Below are 21,448 nucleotides of genomic sequence, written 5' to 3'. Positions count from 1 at the left end.
GAGAACGACGTAATGAATCTCATGTCCGTCAGGGGCGTCAACAAGACGTTCAACGCGGGGCAGAACCGTGAGGTCCGCGCCCTCGCCAACGTCAACCTCACCATCGAGGAGGGCGAGTTCCTGGTCCTGCTCGGGCCGTCCGGCTGCGGCAAGACGACGCTGCTGCGGCTGCTGGGCGGGCTCGAGACACCCACCTCGGGCTCGATCGAGTTCGAGAGCTCGTCGAGCATCCACCAGGACCGCAGCCCGATCGGCTTCGTGTTCCAGGAAGCGACGCTGATGCCGTGGCGTACCGCGCTCAACAACGTCGAACTCTCCGCCGAACTCTCCGGGATCCCCGCTGCCGAGCGGCGTGAACGCGGGTTGGCGCTGCTGGACCTGGTCGGGCTGCGCAGCTTCGCCGACAAGTACCCCCGGGAGCTTTCCGGTGGCATGCAGCAGCGCGTCTCCCTGGCCCGCGCCCTGGCCCACGACCCGCCGTTGCTGCTGATGGACGAGCCGTTCGGTGCGCTGGACGCGCAGACCCGCGACACGATGAACGTCGAGTTGCAGCGCATCTGGCTGGAGAGCCGCAAGACGGCGGTCTTCGTCACCCACTCCATCCAGGAGGCCGTCTTCCTCGCCGACCGGATCGTGCTGATGGCCACCGGACCCGGACGCATCCAGTCGATCACCGAGGTCAACTTCCCCCGCCCGCGGTCCATCGAGATGGTCGAGGAGCCGGAGTTCCGGGAGATCGCCCGGAAGCTGCGGGTCGACATGGGCGCGGCCCATGACCAGGCCGCCAGCCTCGGCGGATGAGCGGGCACCGGGCCATGGCCACCGGCACGTTCGAGGGTGGGAGACAGTGAAACTCTGGCAGGCGCTGCGGGAGACCCGGGTCATCGACCTGGCTCACGAGCTGCGGCGTGGCATTCCGGTGTCGCCGAACCATCCGGCGTTCCAACTCGCCCTGCTGCGGCGGCACGGCGACATGACCCGGCCGGACGGCGGGTCGGCGGCCAACGAGATCATCGTGATGGGGGGCCACGTCGGTACCCATCTGGACGCGCTGGCACACGTCTCCCAGGACGGCCGGCTGCACGGCGGCATCGTGGCCGACGAGGTGACCAGCCACGCCGGAATCGCGGTGCACGGCGTCGACACCTTCGAGCCGCTGACCTGCCGGGGCGTGCTGCTGGACATCGCCGCGCTGCACGGCGTCGAGGTGCTGCCCGCCGACTACGTGATCACCGCCGGGGACCTGGCGGAGGCCGAGGAACGGGCCGGCGTCACCGTCCAGGCCGGGGACGCCGTGCTGATCCGCACCGGCTGGTCGACCCACTACACCGACCCCGCACGCTTCCTCGGCCAGGTCGGCGGGGCGCCCGGTCCGGGTCCGGACGCCGCCAACTGGCTCGCCGCCCGCCGGGTCGCCGTCACCGGCGCCGAGACGATCGCGTACGAGGCCATCGCGCCGGGCGCGGGGCACGCCACGCTGCCGGTACACCGGATCCTGCTGGTCGAGGCGGGCATCAACATCATCGAGGTGATGGACCTGCGCCGGCTCGCCGAGACGGGTGCGACCGAGTTCGGGTTCGTGCTGGCCCCCCTCAAGCTCGTGGGCGCCACCGGTTCACCGGTGCGTCCGCTGGCACTGCTGCCGACCTGAGCGATCCCCGATGCTCCCCGCGCCTCCGGGTGATGCGGGCCCCCGGCCCGACGGCCGGAGTATCAACGGAAGGAAACAGATGACCGGCGGCGTAACCCCACTCTCCGGAATCCGGGTGATCGACGCGTCGACGATCCTCGCCGGGCCGTTGACGTGTCAGATCCTCGGCGACTACGGCGCCGATGTGATCAAGGTCGAGCACCCCCGGTACGGCGACGGCATGCGCCACCACGGTGCGGCCAAGGACGGCGTGCCACTGTGGTGGAAGTTGGTGTCCCGCAACAAGCGCACCGTCGGCCTCGATCTGGGCGACCCCCAGGGCGCGGAGATCTTCCTCGACCTGGCGGCCAGCGCCGACGTCGTGGTGGAGAACTTCCGGCCCGGCCGGATGGAGGCGTGGGGGCTGAGCCCGGCCCGGTTGCACGAACGCAACCCCCGGCTGGTGATCCTGCGGGTGACCGGCTTCGGCCAGGACGGGCCGTACGCCAGCCGACCCGGGTTCGGCACGCTGGCCGAGGCGATGAGCGGCTTCGCCGCGATCACCGGCGAGCCGGACGGCCCCCCGACACTGCCACCCTTCGGCCTCGCCGACAGCATCGCCGGGCTCACCGGCGTCGGCGCGGTGCTGATGGCCCTCTACCACCGGGACGCCGCCGGTGGGCCGGGCCAGGTGATCGACATGAGCATCCTCGAACCCATCATCACCGCCCTCGGTCCGCAGCCGCTCGTCTACGACCAACTCGGCATCGTCCAGCAGCGCAGCGGGAACCGTTCGTCGAACAACGCGCCCCGGAACACCTACCGCACCAGGGACGGCTCCTGGGTGGCCATCTCCACCAGCGCCACCCCGATCGCGGAGCGGGTCATGCGGCTGGTCGGCCACCCCGAGGTCATCGACGAGCCCTGGTTCGCCAGCGGCCGGGACCGGGCCAGGCACGCCGACCTGCTCGACGGGTACGTGGGCGGCTGGATCGGCGAACGGACCCGGGACGAGGTCATCGCGGAGTTCACCCGGGCCGAGGCGGCCATCGCCCCCGTCTACGACATCGCCGACCTCAGCGCCGACCCGCACATCCGCGAGCGGCAGGTGCTCGTCGAGGTACCCGACGAGGACTTCGGCCGGCTGCGCATGCAGAACGTCCCGTTCCGCCTCGACGTCACCCCGGGGGCGATCCGCTGGACCGGGCGGCCCCTCGGCGCCGACACCGACGAGGTGCTCGGCGGTGAACTCGGCATCGACCAGGAACGGCTCGCCGAACTGCGTGAGCGTGGGGTCGTCGCGTAGCCGGGCGCACCTCGAAAACGGGTCAACCGGCACCACCGGCCGGCCCGGCCCGAGGGCGGCTCCCCGCCCAGCGTTTCCCTGATCCGGACGGAGTGCTGATGAACGCGTTGCAACAGCTGGCCGAGTTCGCTGTCGAGTGCCGTGACAAGGGTGTGCCCGGGGAGGTCTCGCGGAGCATGCGCCAGCGGGTCCTGGACATTCTCGGGATCTCCCTCGGCGCGCACCGGTTGCCCTCCAGCCAGGCCGTCGTCGCGCTGATCGCTGGCGAGGGCGGCCGACCGGACGCCTGCATCATCGGCCGCCCCCGGCACCGGGTACCGGCGGCGCAGGCCGCGTTCGTCAACGGCGTACTGGCGCACTCGCTCGACTACGACGACACCCACCTGCCGTCGGTGCTGCACCCCAGCGCCAGCGTGGTACCCGCCGCACTGGCCGCCGGGGAGGCGGCCGGCAGCTCCGGCGAGCAGCTCATCCGGGCGGCGGCGGCCGGTGTCGAGGTGGTGGTGCGGCTGGGGATGGCCGGCTACGACCCCGCCACCGGCACGTCGCTCTTCTTCGACCGTGGCCAGCACGCGACGTCCATCTGCGGCACCGTCGGCGCGGCAGCCGCCGCCGCGTTGCTGTTCGACCTCGACGCCGAGCGGGTCGGTCACGCCATGGCGATCTCGGTGAGCTTCGCCGGGGGTGTGCTGGAGGGCAACCGGACGGGCGGCACGGTCAAGCGCATGCACTGCGGCTCGGCCGCCGGAGCCGGGGTCCGCGCCGCCCAGTTGGCCGCGGCAGGGATCACCGGCCCGCCCACGGTCCTGGAGGGCCGGTTCGGTTTCTACCACGCCTTCCTCAGCGGCCAGTACGACGAGCGGGAGCTGACCGGCGGGCTCGGCGAGTCGTGGGCGGTGCCCGGCATCTTCTTCAAGCCGTACCCGGCCAACCACTTCACGCACGCGGGTATCGACGCGGCGCGGGCGATGGCGGCGGCCGGGCTGCGGCCGGAGGACGTGGCCGAGGCCGAGCTGGCCGTCGCCGCCCCGTCGGTACGCACCATCGGCGAACCCATCGCCGAGAAGCGCGCCCCGCTGACCGGGTACCAGGGGCAGTTCAGCGGCCCCTACACCGTCGCCGCCGCGCTGTACGGCGGGGGCGGCCTGGGGCTGGGCATCGGCGACTTCACCGACGAGCTGGCTTGCGACCCCGGCCGGCGGGCACTGATGGCCCGGATCAGCGTCGTGTCGGATCCGGTCTGCGACGAGATCTTCCCGCACCAGTTCCCGGCGATCCTGCGGGTGCGCACCCACGACGGGCGGCGCCTCGAGGAGCGGGTGCTGGCCAACCGGGGCGGCCCGAAACGCCCGCTCGACGACAGCGAGCTGCACGTCAAGCTGGTCGACGCCGCCCGGCAGGAGCTGAGCGGGCCCGGTTGTGACCGGCTCGCCGAGCAGGTGTTCGAGCTGCCCCGGACGCGTGTCCTGACCGGGCTGCTGGCCGCGGCCGGGGCGGGCCCGGATTCCGAGAGCTGAGCTGGAGAAGAGAATGACTGAATACGATCGGATCATCACAAACGTGCGGGTCGTCCGGCCGGACCGGGACGAGGTCGAGTCGCTGGACATCGCCATCCGCGCCGGAACCTTCGCCCGGATCGCGCCCGGCATCGACCCGCAACTCGCCGCCGAGGTCGTGGACGGCCGGGGCCTGCTCGCGTTCCCCGGCGTGGTCGACGCCCACCAGCACTGGGGCATCTACAACCCGCTCGGGGTCGACGCCCGTACCGAGAGCCGGGCGGCGGCCCAGGGCGGGGTCACCACCGGGATCAGCTACATGCGTACCGGCCAGCTCTACCTGAACCGGAGCGGACCCTACGGTGAGCTGCTGCCCGTGTGCCGGGAGCTTGTCGACGGGAACACCTATGTGGACTACGCGTTCCACGTCGCGCCGATCCTGCCCGAGCACCTCGACGAACTCGAGTCCATCGTGGACGAGCAGGGTGTCGCCTCGTTCAAGGTGTTCATGTTCTACGGCAGCCACGGGCTGCACGGCAGCTCGCGGGACCAGAACGCCTTCCTGATGACCCCGCCGGGGCACCGCTACGACGTGGCGTTCTTCGAACGGGTGATGCGGGCCATCCAGCGCCTGCGGCAGGCCCGGCCAGACCTGGCCCGGTACGTGACGCTCTCCCTGCACTGCGAGACGGCCGAGATCATGGCCGCGTACACCGAGCAGGTCCGCGCGGAGGGCGTGCTCACCGGGCTGGCCGCGTACCACGCCTCGCGTCCGCCACACTCGGAAGGGCTGGCCGTGGCCGTCGCGTCGTACCTCGCGCACGAGACCGACCTGCCGACGATCAACCTGCTGCACCTGTCGTCGGCCAAGGCGATGGAGTCCGCGCTGACGATGGCCCGCGCCTATCCGCACGTCGACTTCCGCCGGGAGGTGACGATCGGGCACCTGCTCACCGACCTGGAGACGGTCAAGGGGGTCGGAGCCAAGGTGAACCCGCCGATCCGGCCGCGCGAGGACGTGGAGCGGCTCTGGGAACACGTGCTGGCCGGCGAGGTGGACTGGGTGGTCAGCGACCACGCGTGCTGCCGGGACGAGGAGAAGTTCGGCGGCGACCGGGACGACGTGTTCCTGGCCAAGTCGGGCTTCGGTGGTACCGAGTACCTGCTGCCGGGACTGGTCTCCGAGGGCAGCCGCCGGGGCATGTCGTACCCGCAGATGGCGCGGCTGCTGTCGTGGAACCCGGCGCAGCGGTACGGGCTGCTGCGCAAGGGGACGATCGCCGAGGGCTACGACGCCGACCTGGTGCTCGTCGACCCGACGGCGACCTGGACGGTACGGGCCGAGGAGTCGGAGTCGAGCCAGGAGTACACCCCGTTCGAGGGCATGAAGCTGACCGCGAAGGTGGTGGACGTGTTCCTGCGCGGTGCGGCGGTGCTGCGCAACGGCGCGGTTGTCGGGGAGCCCCGGGGCCGGTTCGTCGCCCGCCCGACCGCCGGGCCGGCCTCGGCGGCCGAAGCTGTTCCGGATGCCGCCCCGGCAGCGCGTTGATCCTGGAATCCCCACGACCGGCTCTTGATATATGACTTAAGTAAGCTAGTCTTGTATCACATCTAGTTGTGGAGATACGGGAGGACGCCGTGGCGATGGTGCCAGCCGGTGACACGCCGGACGGCTTCAGGGAAGCGATGCGCCGCTACGCCAGCGGCGTCACCCTGATCACCGTCCACTCCGCAGACCAGGCACCGATCGGCATGACGGCGACCGCGTTCAGCTCGGTCTCGGTCGACCCACGGCTCGTCCTGATCTGCCTGCACAGCGAAACCCGGACCTACGAGCGCCTGCTGCGCTCGGGGTACTTCGGGGTCAACCTCCTCGCCACCGGCGCCGAGGAGATCTCCAACCTCTGCTCCCGGCCGGGCGGCACCAAGGTGCTGCCCCCGGAGTGGCTCCTCGACCGGACCGAGTGGACGGCCCCGCCGGTACGGGACTCACTCGCCTTCTTCGACTGCGAGATCTACCGGCACTTCCCGGCCGGCAGCCATCACATCGTGGTCGGTCGGGTCCGGGGGATCGGGCTGGCCGAGGCGGCGACCGACGCCGCCGGCCCGGCCGATCCGCTCCTCTACTTCCAGGGCGCCTACCGCACGCTCCAGCCACCACCGGCCCCGGCCGCCCGGGCTGGCACCACCACCTCAGAACCCGTTGGCACAGCAGCGCGGTCGGCCCAGCCGGTGAGCGCGACGAAAGGTAGTGCGTAATGACGCGCGACGGTGCGCAGTACATCGAAGGGCTCCGCGACGGCCGACAGGTCTACATCGACGGCGAGCTGGTCACCGACATCACCCGCCACCCCGCGTTCAAGGGCGCGGTGCAGTCGATCGCCGCGCTCTACGACACCGTGCACGACCCGGCCAACCGGGAGAAGCTGACCTTCACCTCGCCGACCACCGGGGAGCCGGTCAGCCTGGCCCACCTCGTCCCGCGGTCCGCGGCCGACCTGACCCGCCGCCGGGTGGCGCTCAAGGCGATGGCCGAGCGGACCTACGGACTGATGGGGCGCGGGCCGGAACACGTTGCCGGCTTCCTCGCCGGCTTCGCCGGACACTCGCACGTCTTCGGCGAGGGCGGGGCGCACTTCGCCGAGAACGTGCTGCGGTTCCACGCCAAAGCCCGGGACGAGGACCTGTACCTGACCTACACGATCCTGCCGCCGCAGATCGACCGCAGCAAGCCGGCGCACCAGCAGGCCGACCCGCACCTGTATGCCGGGGTGGTGGCCGAACGCGACGGCGGAGTGGTGGTACGCGGGGCACAGATGCTCGGCACCGGCACCGCCATCTCCGACTACGTCTACCTGAGCAACATCGCGCCCCTGGTGCCCGGCGACGAGGCGTACGCGCTGGCCGCCATGGTCCCGCTGAACGCCCCCGGCGTGAAGGTCTACGCCCGCCGCTCCTACGCCACTGCCACGTCGAGCCTCTTCGACTACCCGGTGAGCGCCCGGTTCGACGAGACCGACTCGCTGCTCGTCTACGACGACGTCTTCGTGCCGTGGGAGAACGTCTTCGCCCACCGCAACATCGACGTGGTACGCCGGCAGTGGTTCGCCACCGCCGGTCACCTGCTCGGCAACAACCAGGCCCAGATCCGGTTCTGGACCAAACTCGAGTTCCTCGTCGGGCTGGCCCATCGGATCGCCGAGATGAACGGCTCGGTGAAACTGCCGCCGGTACGGGGCGCGCTGGGCGAGATGGCCGCCAAGGTCTCCACGGTCGCCGGCCTGGTACTCGCCCAGGAGCAGAACGCCGTGGTGGACTCCCACGGGGTGGCCTGGCCCGGCCGGGCGCAGTGCTTCGCCAACATGACGATGCAGCCGCAGCTCTACTCGGAACTGCTGGTGATGATCCGGGACCTCTGCGGCGGCGGTCTGATCCAGCTGCCCTCCTCGGCCAACGACTTCGCCAATCCGGCCATCGCCGCCGACCTGGAGCGCTTCGTGCAGTCTCCGGGTTTCCCGGCCACCGAACGGGTCAAGCTGCTCAAGCTGGTGTGGGACATGGTCGGCTCGGAGTTCGCCAGCCGGCACCACCAGTACGAGATGTTCTACGCCGGCGCGCCGTTCGTGGTGAAGAGCCGGATGTACGACGCGTACGACTTCACCGCCGGCCGTGAACTGGTCGACACCATGCTCGCCAGCTACGACCTCGGCGGGTTGCGGGAGGCGGCCCACGACGACCGGGCCCGGGTGGGGAGCTGACCGGGTGATCGCCCAGGACCTGCGCAGCGCCTTCGCGAAACTCGAACGGCACGGGCTGGCCACCACGCTCACCGACCCGGTCAGCTGGGAGTACGAGGCCGCCGCCGTGCTGTGGGAACTGTCCCACGGCCCGGCGGTCCGCTTCGCCACCGTCCCCGGGTACGAGGCGTCGCTGGTGGGCAACCTGCTCAACACCAGGGAGAAGCTCGCCTGCCTGCTGGACGTCGAGCCGGCCCGGCTGACCGACACCATCATCGACGCGATCGAGCGTCTCGTCCCGCCCGTCGAGGTGACCGACGCACCCTGCCAGGAGGTCGTGGTCACCGAGGGCATCGACCTGACCGCCCTGCTGCCGGTACCGGCGATCAGTGAACGCGACGCCGGCCGGTACCTCTCCGCCGGTGTCGTCTTCTGCGGCCCGCCCGACGGGCAGCGGCAGAACCTGGCCATCTGCCGGCTCCAGGTGCAGGGGCCGGACCGGCTCGGCGTCAACTTCGCCCCCACGCACTCGTGGCAGTTCCTGCACGAGTGGTGGAACCTGGGCCGGCCGATGCCGGTGGCGGTGGCCATCGGCTGCCATCCGGCGGTCATGGCCGCCTCCCAGCTGCTCGTCCCGTTCGACGAGTCGTACGCGGCCGGCGCGATGCTGGGCGGGCCGCTGCGGATGGTCCGTGGTCGCACGGTCGACGTCCGGGTACCCGCCGACGCGGAAGTCGTGATCGAGGCCGAGCTGTACCCCGGTGAACAGGCGCCGGAAGGGCCGTTCGGCGAGTTCCCCGGCCTGTACGCGCCCCGCCGCGACAACCCGGTGCTGCGGGTCACCGCGATCACCCACCGGCGTGCCCCGTGGCTGTCGATGATCGTGGGCGGTCGGCACCCGGAGCACCTCGTCACCGGCGCGGTGGCCCGGGAGGCGACCCTGCTCGCCTCGGTCCGCGCGGTGGTACCCAGCGCCCGGCGGGTGGTGCTCACCGAGGGCGGCAGCTGCCGCTTCCACGCGGTCATCGCCATCGAGCAGCGCAACCCGGGGGAGGCCCGGCTGGCCATGCTCGCCGCGTTCGCCGCCCAGGACCTGATCAAGCACGTCGTGGTGGTCGACGACGACATCGACCCGGCCGACAGCGACCAGGTCGAGTGGGCGGTGGCCACCCGGATGCGGGCCCACGAGGACCTGATCGTGGTACCCGGGATGAAGTCCAACCCGGTGGACCCGGCGTCGGTCGGCCGCACCGTCAGCAAGCTCGGCATCGACGCCACCCTGCCGGTCGGCGGTGACCCGGAACGATCGCTTGTCGCCGACGTCCCCGCGCCCTGGCGGGAACGGGTACGCGCACGATGGCCGCAGCTGTTCGGGCCGGCCACCGCTGGCGAGCGCCCAGCGGAGGTGTTCGACCCGGCCGCCGGTGACGGCAGCCGACCAGCGGAGGTGCTCGATTCGGGTGCCGGTGACGGCGGCCGACCGGCGAGGGCGGAGCGGTGAGCACCGGCGGCATCAGCGGCCTGGCCGACCAGGTCCGTGACCGGCTCGGCACCGAACCGCCGGGCATCACCGTCGCCGGTGAGCCGGTGACCGGACTGGCCGGGGCGCAGACCTTCGACCCGTCCAGCGGGGCGCCGCTGGCCGAGGTGCCGGTGGCCACCGAAACCGTCGTGGACCGGGCCGTCCGGGCCGGCCTGGCGGCCCAACCCGGCTGGCACGCGCTGGGCGTACCGGGCCGGCGGCGGTACCTCGACGCGCTCGGTCAGGTGGTCCGGGAACACCGGCACGAGCTGGCGATGCTCGACGCGATGGACGGCGGCAACCCGTACCCGGCGATGCTCGCCGACATCGAACGCTGCCTGCACCAGTTCGTCACCTGGCCGGCGGTGGCCGGCATGACCGGCGGCGACACGATCCCGATCGACCCTCGTGACCTGCACTTCACCGAGTACCAGCCGTTCGGGGTGGTGGCCCGGGTGGTCGCCTACAACCATCCGGCGTACTTCGCCATCAAGGCGATGCTGCCGCCGCTGGTGATGGGCAACAGCGTCGTGCTGAAGCCGGCCGACCAGACGCCGCTCTCCGCGCTGCGCCTGGCCGAACTGGCCCGCGACGTGCTGCCGCCCGGCGTGCTGACCGTGCTCTCCGGCGGGGCGCAGACCGGCCACGCGCTGGTCACGCATCCCGAGGTACGCCGGATCGGCTTCACCGGCAGCCTCGTCACCGGGCTCGCCATCCAGCGCGCGGCGGCCGGGTCGGCGGTGCGGCACGTGTCGCTGGAACTTGGCGGCAAGAACGCGATGATCGTCTTTCCGGACGCCCCGGTGGAGGCGGTCGCCGACGCGGTCGTCGCCGGGATGAACCTGGACAGCTGCGCCGGCCAGTCGTGCGGCTCCACCTCCCGGGTCTTCGTGCACGAACGCGTACACGACGAGGTGGTCGGGGCGGTGGCGGCCCGGCTGGCGACGATCGAACCCGGGGTGGCGTACGCGGAGGGGACCGCGATGGGCCCGCTCGTCTCCGCCGCGCACCGGGACCGGGTGGCCGGGTACGTGACCGCCGGGCGGGACGAGGGCGCGCGCCTGGTGTGCGGTCCCAGCGTCCGCGACCCGCGCGCCGGGTACTTCCAGTACCCGGTGCTCTTCGACCGGGTGGAGCAGGACATGCGCATCGCCCGGGAGGAGATCTTCGGCCCGGTGATCTCCGTACTGCGCTGGTCCGATCTGGACGACGCGCTCGCGCGGGCGAACGCGGTCCAGTACGGCCTCACCGGGGCGGTCTGGACCAACGACCTGAGCCAGGCGATGCGCGCCGTACGCGGCCTGGACACCGGGTACGTGTGGGTGAACGACGTGAGCCGGCACTACTGGGGCATGCCGTTCGGCGGGGTACGCGACAGCGGCCTCGGCCGGGAGGAGTGCCTGGACGAGTTGCGCTCGTACGCGCAGGTCAAGGCGGTCAACCTGAGGACACGACGGTGAACGACGACAGTCAGGCCGTGCCGTCCGGCGCCCGGGTCACGCTGCTGCGGGCGCCACTGGCCGAGATCGTGGCCGCCGGGCCGGGGCAGTGGTACGCGCCGGAGGACGAGGACACCGCCGCCCTGGCGTTGCTGCCCGGCACCGTCCCCGGCGGACTGGCGTGTGAACTCGTCTACGACTCCGGGCCGGTGGCGCGGGCCAGCGCCCATCTGCTGGTGGTCAGTTTCGCCGTACCGCCGCAGGCGCTGCCGGTCTTCGACGACTGGTACGACAGCGAGCATTCCCCGCTGCTGCTGAACGCCCCGTCCTGGTTGCGCATCCGGCGCCTGTACGCCCCGCAGGCGCCGCCCGGTGAACAGAACTGCTACGTCCTGCACGACCTGGCGGATCTCGACGTGCTGGCCGGGCCGGACCGGGAGGCCGCCAGGCTGGCGCCGAAGCGGGCCGTCGTCGCGGCGCAGCCCTGGTACGCCACCTCCCGGCGCTGGCGCTTCACCCCGTACGGCGCCGCCGCGCCGCGTGGCTGATCGTTCCCGGCCACGCGGCTCACCATCCGCGGCGGTCGGCTCAGAAGTCGCGCAGCAGCGGGCCCGCGTCGCCGCGCTGGTCGGTGATGCCGGACTGGCGCAGCGCGTGCCAGACGGTGGCGGTGTTCATCGAGATGGTCGGGGTGTCCAGCCAGCGTTCGGCCTCGGCGGCCAGGGCGAGGGCGTTGAGGTTGGTGCCGACCTGGACCAGGGCCTCGGCACCACAGCGGTCCAGTTCACGCAGGGCGGCGACGATCCGGTCCTGGCCGACCTCGGCGATGTCGGTGGCCGACGTGCAGCGCAGCCCCGCGACGTGGCGTACCTCGAACCCGCTCTCCTGGAAGTAGTCGCGGGTGATGGCGTCGGATTCCGGCTGGTAGGGCGTGAGCAGGCCGATCCTGGTCGCACCGATGCGGTGCAGCGCGGCGATCACCGCCCCCGGGCCGGTGGTGACCGGCAGCCCGGCCTGCTGCGCCACGTCGTCGACGAAGTCCTGGCCACCCCGTACGCCCCGGCGCATCACCTCGGCGGACATGGCGATGATGATCCGGTCGGGCTTGGCGGTCAGCACGTCGCGCAGCGCGGTGGCGAATCCCTGGTCCATCTCGTCCAGCAGCGTCTTGGCGTCCGCGTCGGTGGCCATGGACGGGCTGGCGATGTAGGCGCGGCCGGCGTGGAACGTCACGCCGTACGGGCAGAGGGCTGCGAAGTCGTGCTCCACCATGATGTTCGTGGAGGGGATGATGACTCCCCACTTGGCGCGGATGGTGCCTCCAGTCAACATGACGGCGAGCATAGGTTACCTGAGTGCCTATTTCTAGTGTGATATTAAGCTGCTATACATCTGGTGACCGGGCAGATTACCTTGCTCAGGTTGCTAACTTGACTGTGCTAGCCGAGCCGTGGGGGAGTGCCGTGCCACGACCGCTTGACGGTGTCACCGTGATCAGCCTCGAACAGGCGGTGGCGGCTCCGTTCGCCACCCGCCAGCTCGCCGACCTCGGCGCACGGGTGATCAAGATCGAGCGCCCCGGCGGCGGTGACTTCGCCCGCCGCTACGACGAGTCCGTGTACGGCCAGTCCAGCTACTTCGTCTGGCTCAACCGGTCCAAGCAGTCGGTGACGCTGGACGTCAAGCACCCCCTCGGCAGCGAGGTCCTGCACGACCTGCTGGCCCAAGCTGACGTGTTCGTGCAGAACCTCGCCCCCGGCGCCGCGGACCGGCTCGGGCTGCCCGCCGACCGGCTGCGCGAGCGGTACCCGGGCCTGATCGTCTGCGACATCTCCGGTTTCGGCGCCGACGGTCCCTGGGCGCACCGCAAGGCGTACGACCTGCTGGTCCAGTTCGAGACGGGGCTGGTGTCACTCACCGGTACCGCCGACCAGGTGGCGAAGGTGGGCGTCTCGATCGCGGACATCGCCGCCGGCACGTACGCCTACAGCGGCATCCTGACCGCCCTCTACACCCGGGCCACCACCGGTACCGCCCCGGCAGTCGAGGTGTCGCTGTTCGACGCGCTCGCCGAGTGGATGGGGCAACCCGCCTACTACACCCGCTACGGCGGGCGGCAGCCCGAGCGGGCCGGTGCGGCACACGCCACGATCGCGCCGTACGGCCCGTACCCGGCCGGCGACGGCACGTCGGTGCTGCTGGCGATCCAGCACGAACGGGAGTGGCGTACCTTCTGCGACATCGTGTTGGGCCGGCCCGAGCTGGCCGACGACGCGCGGTTCGCCAGCAACGCCAGCCGGGTGGCGCACCGGGTCGAACTCGACCGGGTCATCGCCGACCGACTGGCCACACTGGACGGCCCGACCGTGCGTGGGCTGCTCGACCGGGCCGGTATCGCCAACTCCCGGCTCAACTCCGTCGAGGACTTCCTGGCCCACCCCGTGCTGGCCGACCGCGACCGGTGGCGCACCGTGGCCACACCCGGTGGCGAGGTGCGCGCCCTGCTGCCACCGGCCGTGCTCAGCGGCACCGAGGCGTATCTCGGTCCGGTGCCGGACATCGGCGAGCACACCGACGCGGTACTCGCCGAGATCGGCCGCGACCCGGACCAGATAGCGGCGTTGCGGGCCGACGGAGTCGTGTGAGCGGATGCCGGACCTGGGCGAGCGGAGTCGGGTGAGCGGATGCCGGACCTGGGCGAGCGGAATCGGGTGAGCGCGTTGGCGGAGTCGAGGAAGCAGAGAGACCGGAAGGGATCATCGTGACCACCTTGAGCGCGGAAGAGCAGGCGGTCGTCGACGTCGTACGCGACTTCGTCGACCGCGAGGTCCGGCCGGTCGCCCGTGAGCTGGAGCACGCCGACGAGTACCCCGAGGCTCTGATCGGGACGATGAAGGAACTGGGCATTTTCGGCCTGGCCATCCCCGACGAGTACGGCGGCACCCGGGTCTCCATGTCCTGCTACGCCATGGTCACCGAGGAGCTGGCGCGGGGCTGGATGAGCCTGGCGGGCGCGATGGGCGGTCACACCGTGGTGGCCAAGTTGCTGCTCGCCTTCGGCACCGACGAGCAGCGGGCCCGGTACCTGCCCGCGATGGCGACCGGCGCGTTGCGGGCCACGATGGCGCTTACCGAGCCGGGCGGCGGCTCGGACCTGAGGGCGATGACCACCACGGCCCGGCCGGACGGCGACCACTACGTGATCACCGGCGCGAAGACCTGGATCACCAACGCGCGGCGTTCCGGGCTGATCGCGCTGCTGTGCAAGACCGACCCGGCGGCCACGCCCGCGCATCGTGGAGTGAGCATCCTGCTTGTCGAGCACGGGCCGGGGCTCACCGTCTCCCGCGACCTGCCCAAGCTCGGATACAAGGGTGTGGAGAGCTGCGAGCTGTCCTTCGACGGGTACGTGGCGCCGGCCGATGCCGTACTCGGCGGCCGGCCGGGGTACGGCTTCGCGCAGATGATGACCGGACTGGAGACCGGACGCATCCAGGTGGCCGCCCGGGCGCTCGGCGTCGGGCGGGCCGCGTTCGAGGACGCGTTGCGCTACGCGCAGGAGCGGTCGTCGTTCGGCGTGCCCATCTGGAAGCACCAGTCGATCGGCAACTACCTGGCCGACATGGCCACCAGGCTGACCGCCGCCCGCCAACTCGTGCTCTACGCGGCCGAACGCGCCGAGTCCGGCCAGCGCTGCGACCTGGAGGCGGGCATGGCCAAGCTGTTCGCCTCGGAGACCGCGATGCAGATCGCGCTGGACGCGGTACGGGTGCACGGCGGATACGGCTACTCCACCGAGTTCGACGTCGAACGGTACTTCCGCGACGCCCCACTGATGATCGTCGGTGAGGGGACGAACGAGATCCAGCGCAATGTCATCGTCCGGCAGCTCATCAGCCGCAATGGATTGGAAGCGTGACCGCCATGGCGGATCGGACCCGATACGGCAGCGACCTGATGGTCGAGACGCTCGCCCGGCTCGGCATCGGGCATGTGGCGATCAACCCGGGGGCCACCCTGCGCGGCTTCCACGACTCGTTGGTCCGGGCCGGCCGCCCGGAGCTGGTGCTGACGCTGCACGAGAACGTGGCGGTGGGCATGGCGCACGGGTACGCCAAGACCACCGGCCGGCCGATGGGGGTGGCGCTGCACAACCTGGTGGGCCTGCAGACCGGCTCGATGGCCCTGTTCAACGCCTTCCTCGACCAGGTGCCGATGCTGGTGGTCGGTGGCGCGGGACCGGCGGACGCCACCCGGCGCCGGCCGTGGATCGACTGGATCCACGCCGCCCGCGACCAGGCGTCACTGGTACGCGACTTCACCAAGTGGGACGACGCACCGGCCAGCCTCGCCGCCGTACCGCACAGCCTCGCCCGGGCGTACAACGCCACCGTCTCGTTCCCGCAGGCGCCGGTCTACGTGGCCCTGGACGCCGGGCTGCAGGAGGGCGGCTGGCCCGAGCCGCTCGCGGCCAACCCGCTGTGGGCGCCGGAAACCGCCCTGGCCCGGCACACCACGCCCACCGTCGCCGACGCCGACCTCGCGCCCGTGGCCGAGGCGCTGGTACGGGCGGAACGGCCGCTGCTGCTCGCCGACAACGCGGGCCGCAGCGAGGCGGCGTACCACGCACTGATCGCGCTCGCCGAGCGGCTCGGTGCCGGCGTGGTCGACCTGGGCGCCCGGCACAACTTTCCGAACACCCACTGGGCCGACGCCACCGGCCGCCACCACGCCGCGCTCTCCGAGGCCGACGTGGTGCTCGCGGTCGACGTACGTGACCCGTACTTCGCGCTCGGCCGCACCGACGTGGCCGAGCGGGACTTCGCCTGGCTGCCCCGGCCCGGCGCGCGGGTCTTCGTGCTCTCCGGCGCGGCGCTTGTCGAGCGGGCCCCGGTGGACCGCTCGGCAGCCGCCTGGGACCGGATCGAGGCGGTGCTCACCGGTGACGCCGCGCTCGCCCTGCCGCGGCTGGCGCAGATGGTGACGGAGCTGGTCGGTGCGGACCCGGACGCAGTCGAGGGGGCCGGGGCGCGTACCGCGCAGCTGAAGGCGCAGGCGAGCACCCCGGCGATGTGGCGGGCCAGGATTCGCCGCGACGCGGGGGAGTTCGGCCCGGCCCGGCTCGCCGCCGAGACGTTCGAGGCGGTCAACGACGGCCCGTGGCAGCTCGCCTTCGGCGCCCTCTACGGCAACACCCGCCGCGCCTGGGACATGGCCGGGTGGAACTGCTACCTGGGCATCTCCGGTGGTGGTGGGCTCGGCTACGGCGTACCGGCGGCGATGGGCTGCGCACTGGCCCACCGTGACGACGACACACTTGTCGTCGACATCCAGTCCGACGGGGATTTCCTCTACACCGCCTCGTCGCTGTGGACCGCCGCGAACCAGCGGCTGCCGATGCTTGTGGTGATGGCCAACAACCGCACGTACAACCAGGACCGGATGCACCAGACGGAGATCAGGCACCAGCGCGGCCGGGACACGGACGTTGCGGTGGGCATCGACATCACCGATCCGGACGTGGACTTCGCCGGCCTGGCCCTGGCCCAGGGCGTCGAGGCGTTCGGCCCGGTGCGGGACGCGGCCGACCTGCCGGCCACCCTGCGCCGGGCGGTGTCGATCGTGCGCGAGGAGCGACGCCCGGTGCTGGTGGACGCCCAGATGACCCGAGACCGGAGCTGAGCGAAGCCGGAAAACTAACCTCGGTACCCGTGCTTGGTATGTTACTCAACAGCGGCGTTTTCGTTGGCTGTCGAGAGGAACGGGTGTTGAACGAGACCGAGGTCGCGCTGGCCGCCTGGGCGCAGAGCGGGCGCGACGGGATCACCGACCAGAAGTCGTACGTGCAGGCCGTCGCCACCGCTCGGTACGTTATCCGCAAGGTGGTCCGGATCGTCGACGACGTGGCCCGGGAGCGCGGCTTCGATCCGCTGGCCCACCAGGCGCTGATCCAGATCTTCGGCGCCGGGGACGAGCCGCTCGCGGTCAACCAGCTCGCCGAGCGGCTGGACATCGTGCCGGCGTTCGCCTCGCGTCTGGTGCGGGACCTGGAGGATCGCGGGCTGGTGCGGCGGGAGCGCACCGACGAGGACCGGCGGATGATCAGGGTGGTGGCCACCCCGGAGGCCGGTCCGGTTCTCGCCGAGATCAACGATCTGGTGCAGGCGCACGCCCAGCTCTTCCACCGTCAGCTCACCGACGACCAACGGCAGGCCGCGCTCGTGGTGTTCGCCTTCTTCGTCGGCGTCAAGAGCGATTCGACCATCGGGGAGACGTTGCGGGCCGGTCTGGGCGCCGCCGCCAAGGGGTGAGCTGCGCCGATCCACCCACTTGACCATGGACATGCTGTGCCTGAGTAGCTAACCTGACTCAGGTATCAGGCTATGGTAGGGGTGTTCATTGATCGCATCGCAGCTCGCCACCGTCGCGATCCGACTCCACGCTGAGGGAGTCGGTGCCGAGGCACGCGCCGCCGCGTCCGCCGCCCTCGCGGCCTGCCGTCCAACGGATCGGACGAGGGGCGGCACGGCCATCACAGCCGACCCGACGGTCGACGCCACAGCGGAGGCCACAGTGGACGCCACGGTGGCGGCCACAGCGGACGCCACGATCCGTGCCGGCGCCTTCGGGCACACCAACCCCGATGACGGCGCCGTTGGTGACACCGTCCCCGGTGACGACAACGCTGAGGGCTCCGCCCCCGGTGACGATGTTGCCGCCCCCGGTGACGATGCCGCCGGTCCGGGGGGTACCGCCGGTTCGGGGCGTACCGCCAGCTCGGGGCGTGTCGCCGGTCCGGGCGGCGCCTGGGTCGCGGCGGCCGACCCGCTCACCCGGGCGCTGCGGCACGCGGCGCAGAGCCCCTCCGCCGCGTCCTGGCCGTGGCGACTCGTCGCGGCGACCCTGGCCGGGCAACCCGGCCACGGTGACCGGGCCGTCGACGCGGCACTCATCGGCGCGGAGATCGCCCACCGGCTCGCGGTGGCGCTGCGTGGCCCGGTGGCCACCGCCTGGGACGCCCCCGGCCGGGTCGGTGCGATCGGCGCGGCGGTCACCGCCGGCCTCGCCAGCGGCGCCGACACCAGCCAGCTCGGGTCAGCCGTCGCCATCTCCGCGAGCCTGACCTGTGGACACCGGGTACACGCCGGCACCCCGCTGGGCAACCTGCACGCCGGGTTCGCGGCGGCGGCCGGCGTACTCGCCGCGAGCCTGGGGCGCCAGGGCGTGACCGGTTCCCCGACCGCCATCGAAGGCCCCCGGGGGTTGCTCAACGCCTACGACGAGCGCGACGCCGCCGCCGGCCTGCTGGCGGGGTTCGGCAAAATCTGGTACGTCCTCGACGGCCAGCCGACCCACCCGGTGCCCGGCAGCGAGCCAGCGACCGCCGCCGGGGAAACCACTGACCGGGAGACTGCTGCCCGGGAAACCACTGCCGGGGAAGCCGCTGCCGGAGGAGCCCTCGCTGGGCAGATCCCCGCCGGACAAAGCCCCGCCGAGCCGACCGGCCCCGACGACGCGGACGACCTGGCCGACCAGCTTGCCCGGTTCGCCAGCGCCCTTCGGCTGGAGGACCTGCCCGAGGCGGTACGGCACGCGGGCCGGCGCACCCTGGCCAACGTGGTCGGGCTCGCCGTCGATGCGGCGGAACACCCCGCGGTCGAACTCGTGGCTGCCGCCCTGCGCGAGCTTGGCCTGCACGGCACCGCCAGCGCGCTCGGGCGCCCCGAGCGGGTGTCGCCGTACGCGGCAGCGCTGCTCATGGGGTACGCGATGCACGTGGAGGACTTCGACGACACGCACCTGCGTACCGTCCTGCATCCCGGGGCGCCGGTGGTGGCCGCCGCGCTCGCCGCCGCACAGGTGACCGCGGCAACCGGGGCGGAGGTGCTCGCCGGTGTGGTGGCGGGGGTGGAGGTGGGCAGCCGCCTCGGCATCGCCCTCGGCCCCGGCCACTTCGACCGTGGCTGGCACGTCACCGGCACGGTGGGTCATGTCGCCGCTGCGGCGGCAGCCGCCCGGGTGCTCCGGCTCACCGCCGCAGAGACCGCGCAGGCGCTGGCGATCGCCGGTGACCTCGCCAGCGGCGTGACCGAGCAGCTGGGCTCGATGACCAAGGCGCTGCACGTCGGCCGGTCCGCCGCCGACGGGGTGCAGGCGGCGCTGCTGGCTCGGGCTGGGCTCAACGGTGCGCCCAGCCCGTTCGGCGCCGCTGGCGGTCTGCGCTGGGCGCTCAGCCCCGGGTACGACCCCGACGCGGCGATGGCCGGGCTGGGCAGCGCCTGGGAAATCGAGGACAACGCGTTCAAGCCGTACAGCTGCGGGATCGTCAGCCACCCCGTCATCGACGCCGCCATCGCCGTACGCACCGCCGGGCTGAGCGCCGCCGACATCGAGCAGGTGGTGGCGACCGTACGACCCGTGGTGCTGGAGGTGATGGGCGTTGCGGAGCCGCGCGACGGCCTGCAGAGCAAGTTCTCCGTCTACCACTGCTTCGCGGTCGGACTGCTGGACGGCGGTGCCGGACCGGCCCAGTACAGCGACGCCCGCGCCACCGACCCGGCCGTGCTGGAGTTGCGCCGCCGGGTCGAGGTACGGACCGACCCGGAGATGCCCAAGGACGCCTGCCGGGTGGAGGTGCTGGATCGGGACGGCGGCCGGCACGAGTTCGTGATCGAGCACGCCACCGGCAGCGTGGCGGCGCCGATGACCGACGCCCAGTTGGCTGACAAGTTCCGGCTGTTGGCCGCACCGGTGCTCGGCGCCCGCGCGGAGGAGTTGTGGCGGGCCGCGATGACGCTGGACGCGGCGCGGCGGGTGGACGAGCTGTTCACGCTGGCGGTGCCGGCGTGAGCGCCCCGGAGGTCCTCACGACCCTGGCCGCGAAGGTCCGCCCCGGGCACACCGCACTGGTGCTGATCGACATGTGCAACGACTTCCTGAGCCCAGCGGGCAAGACGGCGGTACGGGGTGGCCGGTCGCTGGAGCACGCCCGCCGGGTGATCCCGGCGATGCGTCGGCTGCTCGACGCCGCCCACACCGCCGGGGTACTGGTGGTGCACGCCCAGCACACCACCCTGCCCGAGCATCGCAGCGACTCCGGCCCGTGGCTGGACGCCCGATCCCGCGCCACGTTCTCGGTGACCGACCTGTGCGTGCAGGGCAGCTGGGGACAGCAGATCATCGACGAGCTGGCCCCGACCGGTACCGATGTGGTGGTGCAGAAGTACCGCTACAGCGCCTTCGCCGGCACCAACCTGGACCTGGTGCTGCGCTCGGCGGGCATCCGCACGGTGGTCTGCGCCGGGGTCTCCACGAACGTGTGTGTCGAGGCGACGGCCCGCGAGGCGTTCAGCGCCGACTACTACGTGGTCCTCCCCGAGGACGCCTGCGGCTCCTGGTCGGCGGAACTGCACGACGCGGCGCTGGAGACGGCCCGCCACCGGTACGCCGTGGTCTGCGGCACCGGCGATCTGACCGCGATATGGGAGGAACACTGATGGACCTGCTGCTGGACGGCCGCCTCGTCGCGGTCACAGGTGCCGGTGCGGGTATCGGCCGGGCGGTGGCGACCGAACTGGCCGCGGCCGGCGCTCGGCTGCTGCTCGCCTCGAACGTGGCCGACGAGCTGGCCGAGGTCGCCGAGCACCTGCGCGCCCACGGGTCACCGCAGGTCGAGACGGTGGTCGGGGACATGACCGCCCCGACCGGGCTGGCCGCCCTGCGCGAGGCGGCCCAGCGGCAGGGCGGCCTGGCCGGCCTCGTGGCGTGCGTGGGCTCGACTCCGATCGGCACCTTCGACGAGATCGACGACGACGTCTGGCAGGTCGCCTTCACCACCAAGTTCCTGGCCTCGGTCCGGGCGATGCGGGTGGCCGCCGAACTGATGCGCGCCGACAGCGCTCACGGGCGGATCGTCGTCATCGCCGGCAACGCCGCCCGGGACGCCCCCACCGGAATGGTGACGTCGACCGCGATCAACGCCGCGTTGAGCGGACTGGTCGCCAGCGCCGGCCGGCTGCTCGCCCCGGAGGGGATCGGTGTGGTCGGGCTGCATCCCGGCCCGACCCGGACCGCCCGGTACGAGGCACTGGTGGCGTACCAGGCGGAGGCCGCCGAGGTCGACGGGAAGACGGCGGCGGCGGAGCTGGCGGCCCGTATCCCGGTGGGGCATCCCGCCGATCCGGGCGACATCGCCGCTGCCGCCACCTACCTCGTCTCGCCCCGGGCCGCGCACATCGTGGCCACCTGCCTGACCGTCGACGGCGGGCAGACCTGGGGTTGACCTGGTCTGCCCGCCCAGGACGCCGCACCCGCCCGA

General features: G+C 72.0%; 18 protein-coding genes. 17 read left to right on the top strand and 1 reads right to left on the bottom strand.

Features of this window, described 5'->3' with window-relative positions:
- Positions 1–21: 21 nt before the first annotated feature.
- The 10 genes from CLT71_RS07280 to CLT71_RS07235 all read left to right on the top strand — a co-directional run bounded on the left by CLT71_RS07280 (position 22) and on the right by CLT71_RS07235 (position 11,678).
- Entirely contained in the window at positions 22–801 is a 780-nt protein-coding gene (locus CLT71_RS07280) for an ABC transporter ATP-binding protein (RefSeq protein WP_486483111.1), read from the top strand.
- Positions 802–847: 46 nt separating this feature from the next.
- On the top strand, positions 848–1,651 hold the full coding sequence (locus tag CLT71_RS07275) for a cyclase family protein (protein WP_486483110.1): 804 nt from the start codon (positions 848–850) through the stop codon (positions 1,649–1,651).
- 79 nt (positions 1,652–1,730) lie between these two features.
- Positions 1,731–2,936: a CoA transferase gene (locus CLT71_RS07270; RefSeq protein WP_101366428.1), complete on the top strand. Its 1,206-nt coding sequence runs from the start codon at positions 1,731–1,733 to the stop codon at positions 2,934–2,936.
- A 98-nt stretch (positions 2,937–3,034) separates the two neighbouring features.
- Entirely contained in the window at positions 3,035–4,453 is a 1,419-nt protein-coding gene (locus CLT71_RS07265; RefSeq protein WP_101371229.1) for an MmgE/PrpD family protein, read from the top strand.
- A 13-nt stretch (positions 4,454–4,466) separates the two neighbouring features.
- Complete coding sequence (locus CLT71_RS07260) at positions 4,467–5,981, top strand: dihydroorotase (protein ID WP_101366427.1); 1,515 nt, start codon at positions 4,467–4,469, stop codon at positions 5,979–5,981.
- A 68-nt stretch (positions 5,982–6,049) separates the two neighbouring features.
- Entirely contained in the window at positions 6,050–6,691 is a 642-nt protein-coding gene (locus CLT71_RS07255; protein ID WP_101366426.1) for a flavin reductase family protein, read from the top strand.
- Entirely contained in the window at positions 6,691–8,190 is a 1,500-nt protein-coding gene (locus CLT71_RS07250) for a 4-hydroxyphenylacetate 3-hydroxylase N-terminal domain-containing protein (protein ID WP_101366425.1), read from the top strand. Before CLT71_RS07255 ends, CLT71_RS07250 begins: the two co-directional genes overlap by 1 nt.
- Before the next feature lie 4 nt (positions 8,191–8,194).
- The gene (locus tag CLT71_RS07245) at positions 8,195–9,670 is read left to right on the top strand and encodes a UbiD family decarboxylase (protein WP_158242195.1); all 1,476 of its coding nucleotides are present in this window, start codon (positions 8,195–8,197) and stop codon (positions 9,668–9,670) included.
- Positions 9,667–11,151, top strand: a complete 1,485-nt coding sequence (locus tag CLT71_RS07240) for an aldehyde dehydrogenase family protein (protein ID WP_101366423.1) — start codon at positions 9,667–9,669, stop codon at positions 11,149–11,151. The genes CLT71_RS07245 and CLT71_RS07240 overlap by 4 nt, the downstream gene beginning before the upstream one ends.
- Positions 11,148–11,678, top strand: a complete 531-nt coding sequence (locus tag CLT71_RS07235; RefSeq protein WP_101366422.1) for a hypothetical protein — start codon at positions 11,148–11,150, stop codon at positions 11,676–11,678. Before CLT71_RS07240 ends, CLT71_RS07235 begins: the two co-directional genes overlap by 4 nt.
- 40 nt (positions 11,679–11,718) lie before the next feature.
- On the opposite strand, the gene CLT71_RS07230 is transcribed toward CLT71_RS07235, so the two are convergent.
- Positions 11,719–12,462 (bottom strand): aspartate racemase/maleate isomerase family protein, encoded by a 744-nt coding sequence (locus CLT71_RS07230; protein WP_143743396.1) that lies wholly within the window; start codon positions 12,460–12,462, stop codon positions 11,719–11,721.
- A gap of 131 nt (positions 12,463–12,593) precedes the next feature.
- Here CLT71_RS07230 and CLT71_RS07225 point away from each other — a divergent pair, with 131 nt between their 5' ends.
- The 7 genes from CLT71_RS07225 to CLT71_RS07195 all read left to right on the top strand — a co-directional run bounded on the left by CLT71_RS07225 (position 12,594) and on the right by CLT71_RS07195 (position 21,412).
- A complete protein-coding gene (locus CLT71_RS07225; protein ID WP_101366420.1) occupies positions 12,594–13,775 on the top strand; it encodes a CaiB/BaiF CoA transferase family protein in 1,182 nt (393 codons plus the stop codon).
- A 116-nt stretch (positions 13,776–13,891) separates the two neighbouring features.
- Positions 13,892–15,049 carry an acyl-CoA dehydrogenase family protein gene (locus tag CLT71_RS07220; RefSeq protein WP_101366419.1) on the top strand — a complete coding sequence of 386 codons (1,158 nt, stop codon included), beginning with the start codon at positions 13,892–13,894 and terminating at the stop codon, positions 15,047–15,049.
- A gap of 5 nt (positions 15,050–15,054) precedes the next feature.
- A complete protein-coding gene (locus CLT71_RS07215; RefSeq protein WP_143743395.1) occupies positions 15,055–16,812 on the top strand; it encodes a thiamine pyrophosphate-binding protein in 1,758 nt (585 codons plus the stop codon).
- 86 nt (positions 16,813–16,898) lie between these two features.
- Entirely contained in the window at positions 16,899–17,441 is a 543-nt protein-coding gene (locus CLT71_RS07210; RefSeq protein ID WP_158242194.1) for a MarR family transcriptional regulator, read from the top strand.
- 262 nt (positions 17,442–17,703) lie between these two features.
- Positions 17,704–19,980: an MmgE/PrpD family protein gene (locus CLT71_RS07205; protein ID WP_158242193.1), complete on the top strand. Its 2,277-nt coding sequence runs from the start codon at positions 17,704–17,706 to the stop codon at positions 19,978–19,980.
- Complete coding sequence (locus tag CLT71_RS07200; protein WP_101366415.1) at positions 19,977–20,627, top strand: cysteine hydrolase family protein; 651 nt, start codon at positions 19,977–19,979, stop codon at positions 20,625–20,627. Before CLT71_RS07205 ends, CLT71_RS07200 begins: the two co-directional genes overlap by 4 nt.
- Positions 20,627–21,412 (top strand): SDR family NAD(P)-dependent oxidoreductase, encoded by a 786-nt coding sequence (locus CLT71_RS07195; protein WP_158242192.1) that lies wholly within the window; start codon positions 20,627–20,629, stop codon positions 21,410–21,412. Before CLT71_RS07200 ends, CLT71_RS07195 begins: the two co-directional genes overlap by 1 nt.
- Positions 21,413–21,448 lie beyond the last annotated feature (36 nt).

The sequence above is a fragment of the Plantactinospora sp. CNZ320 genome (genome assembly GCF_002846275.1).
Note: the sequence above shows the minus strand (reverse complement) of the source record. Positions and strands in the feature narration are given on the sequence as shown.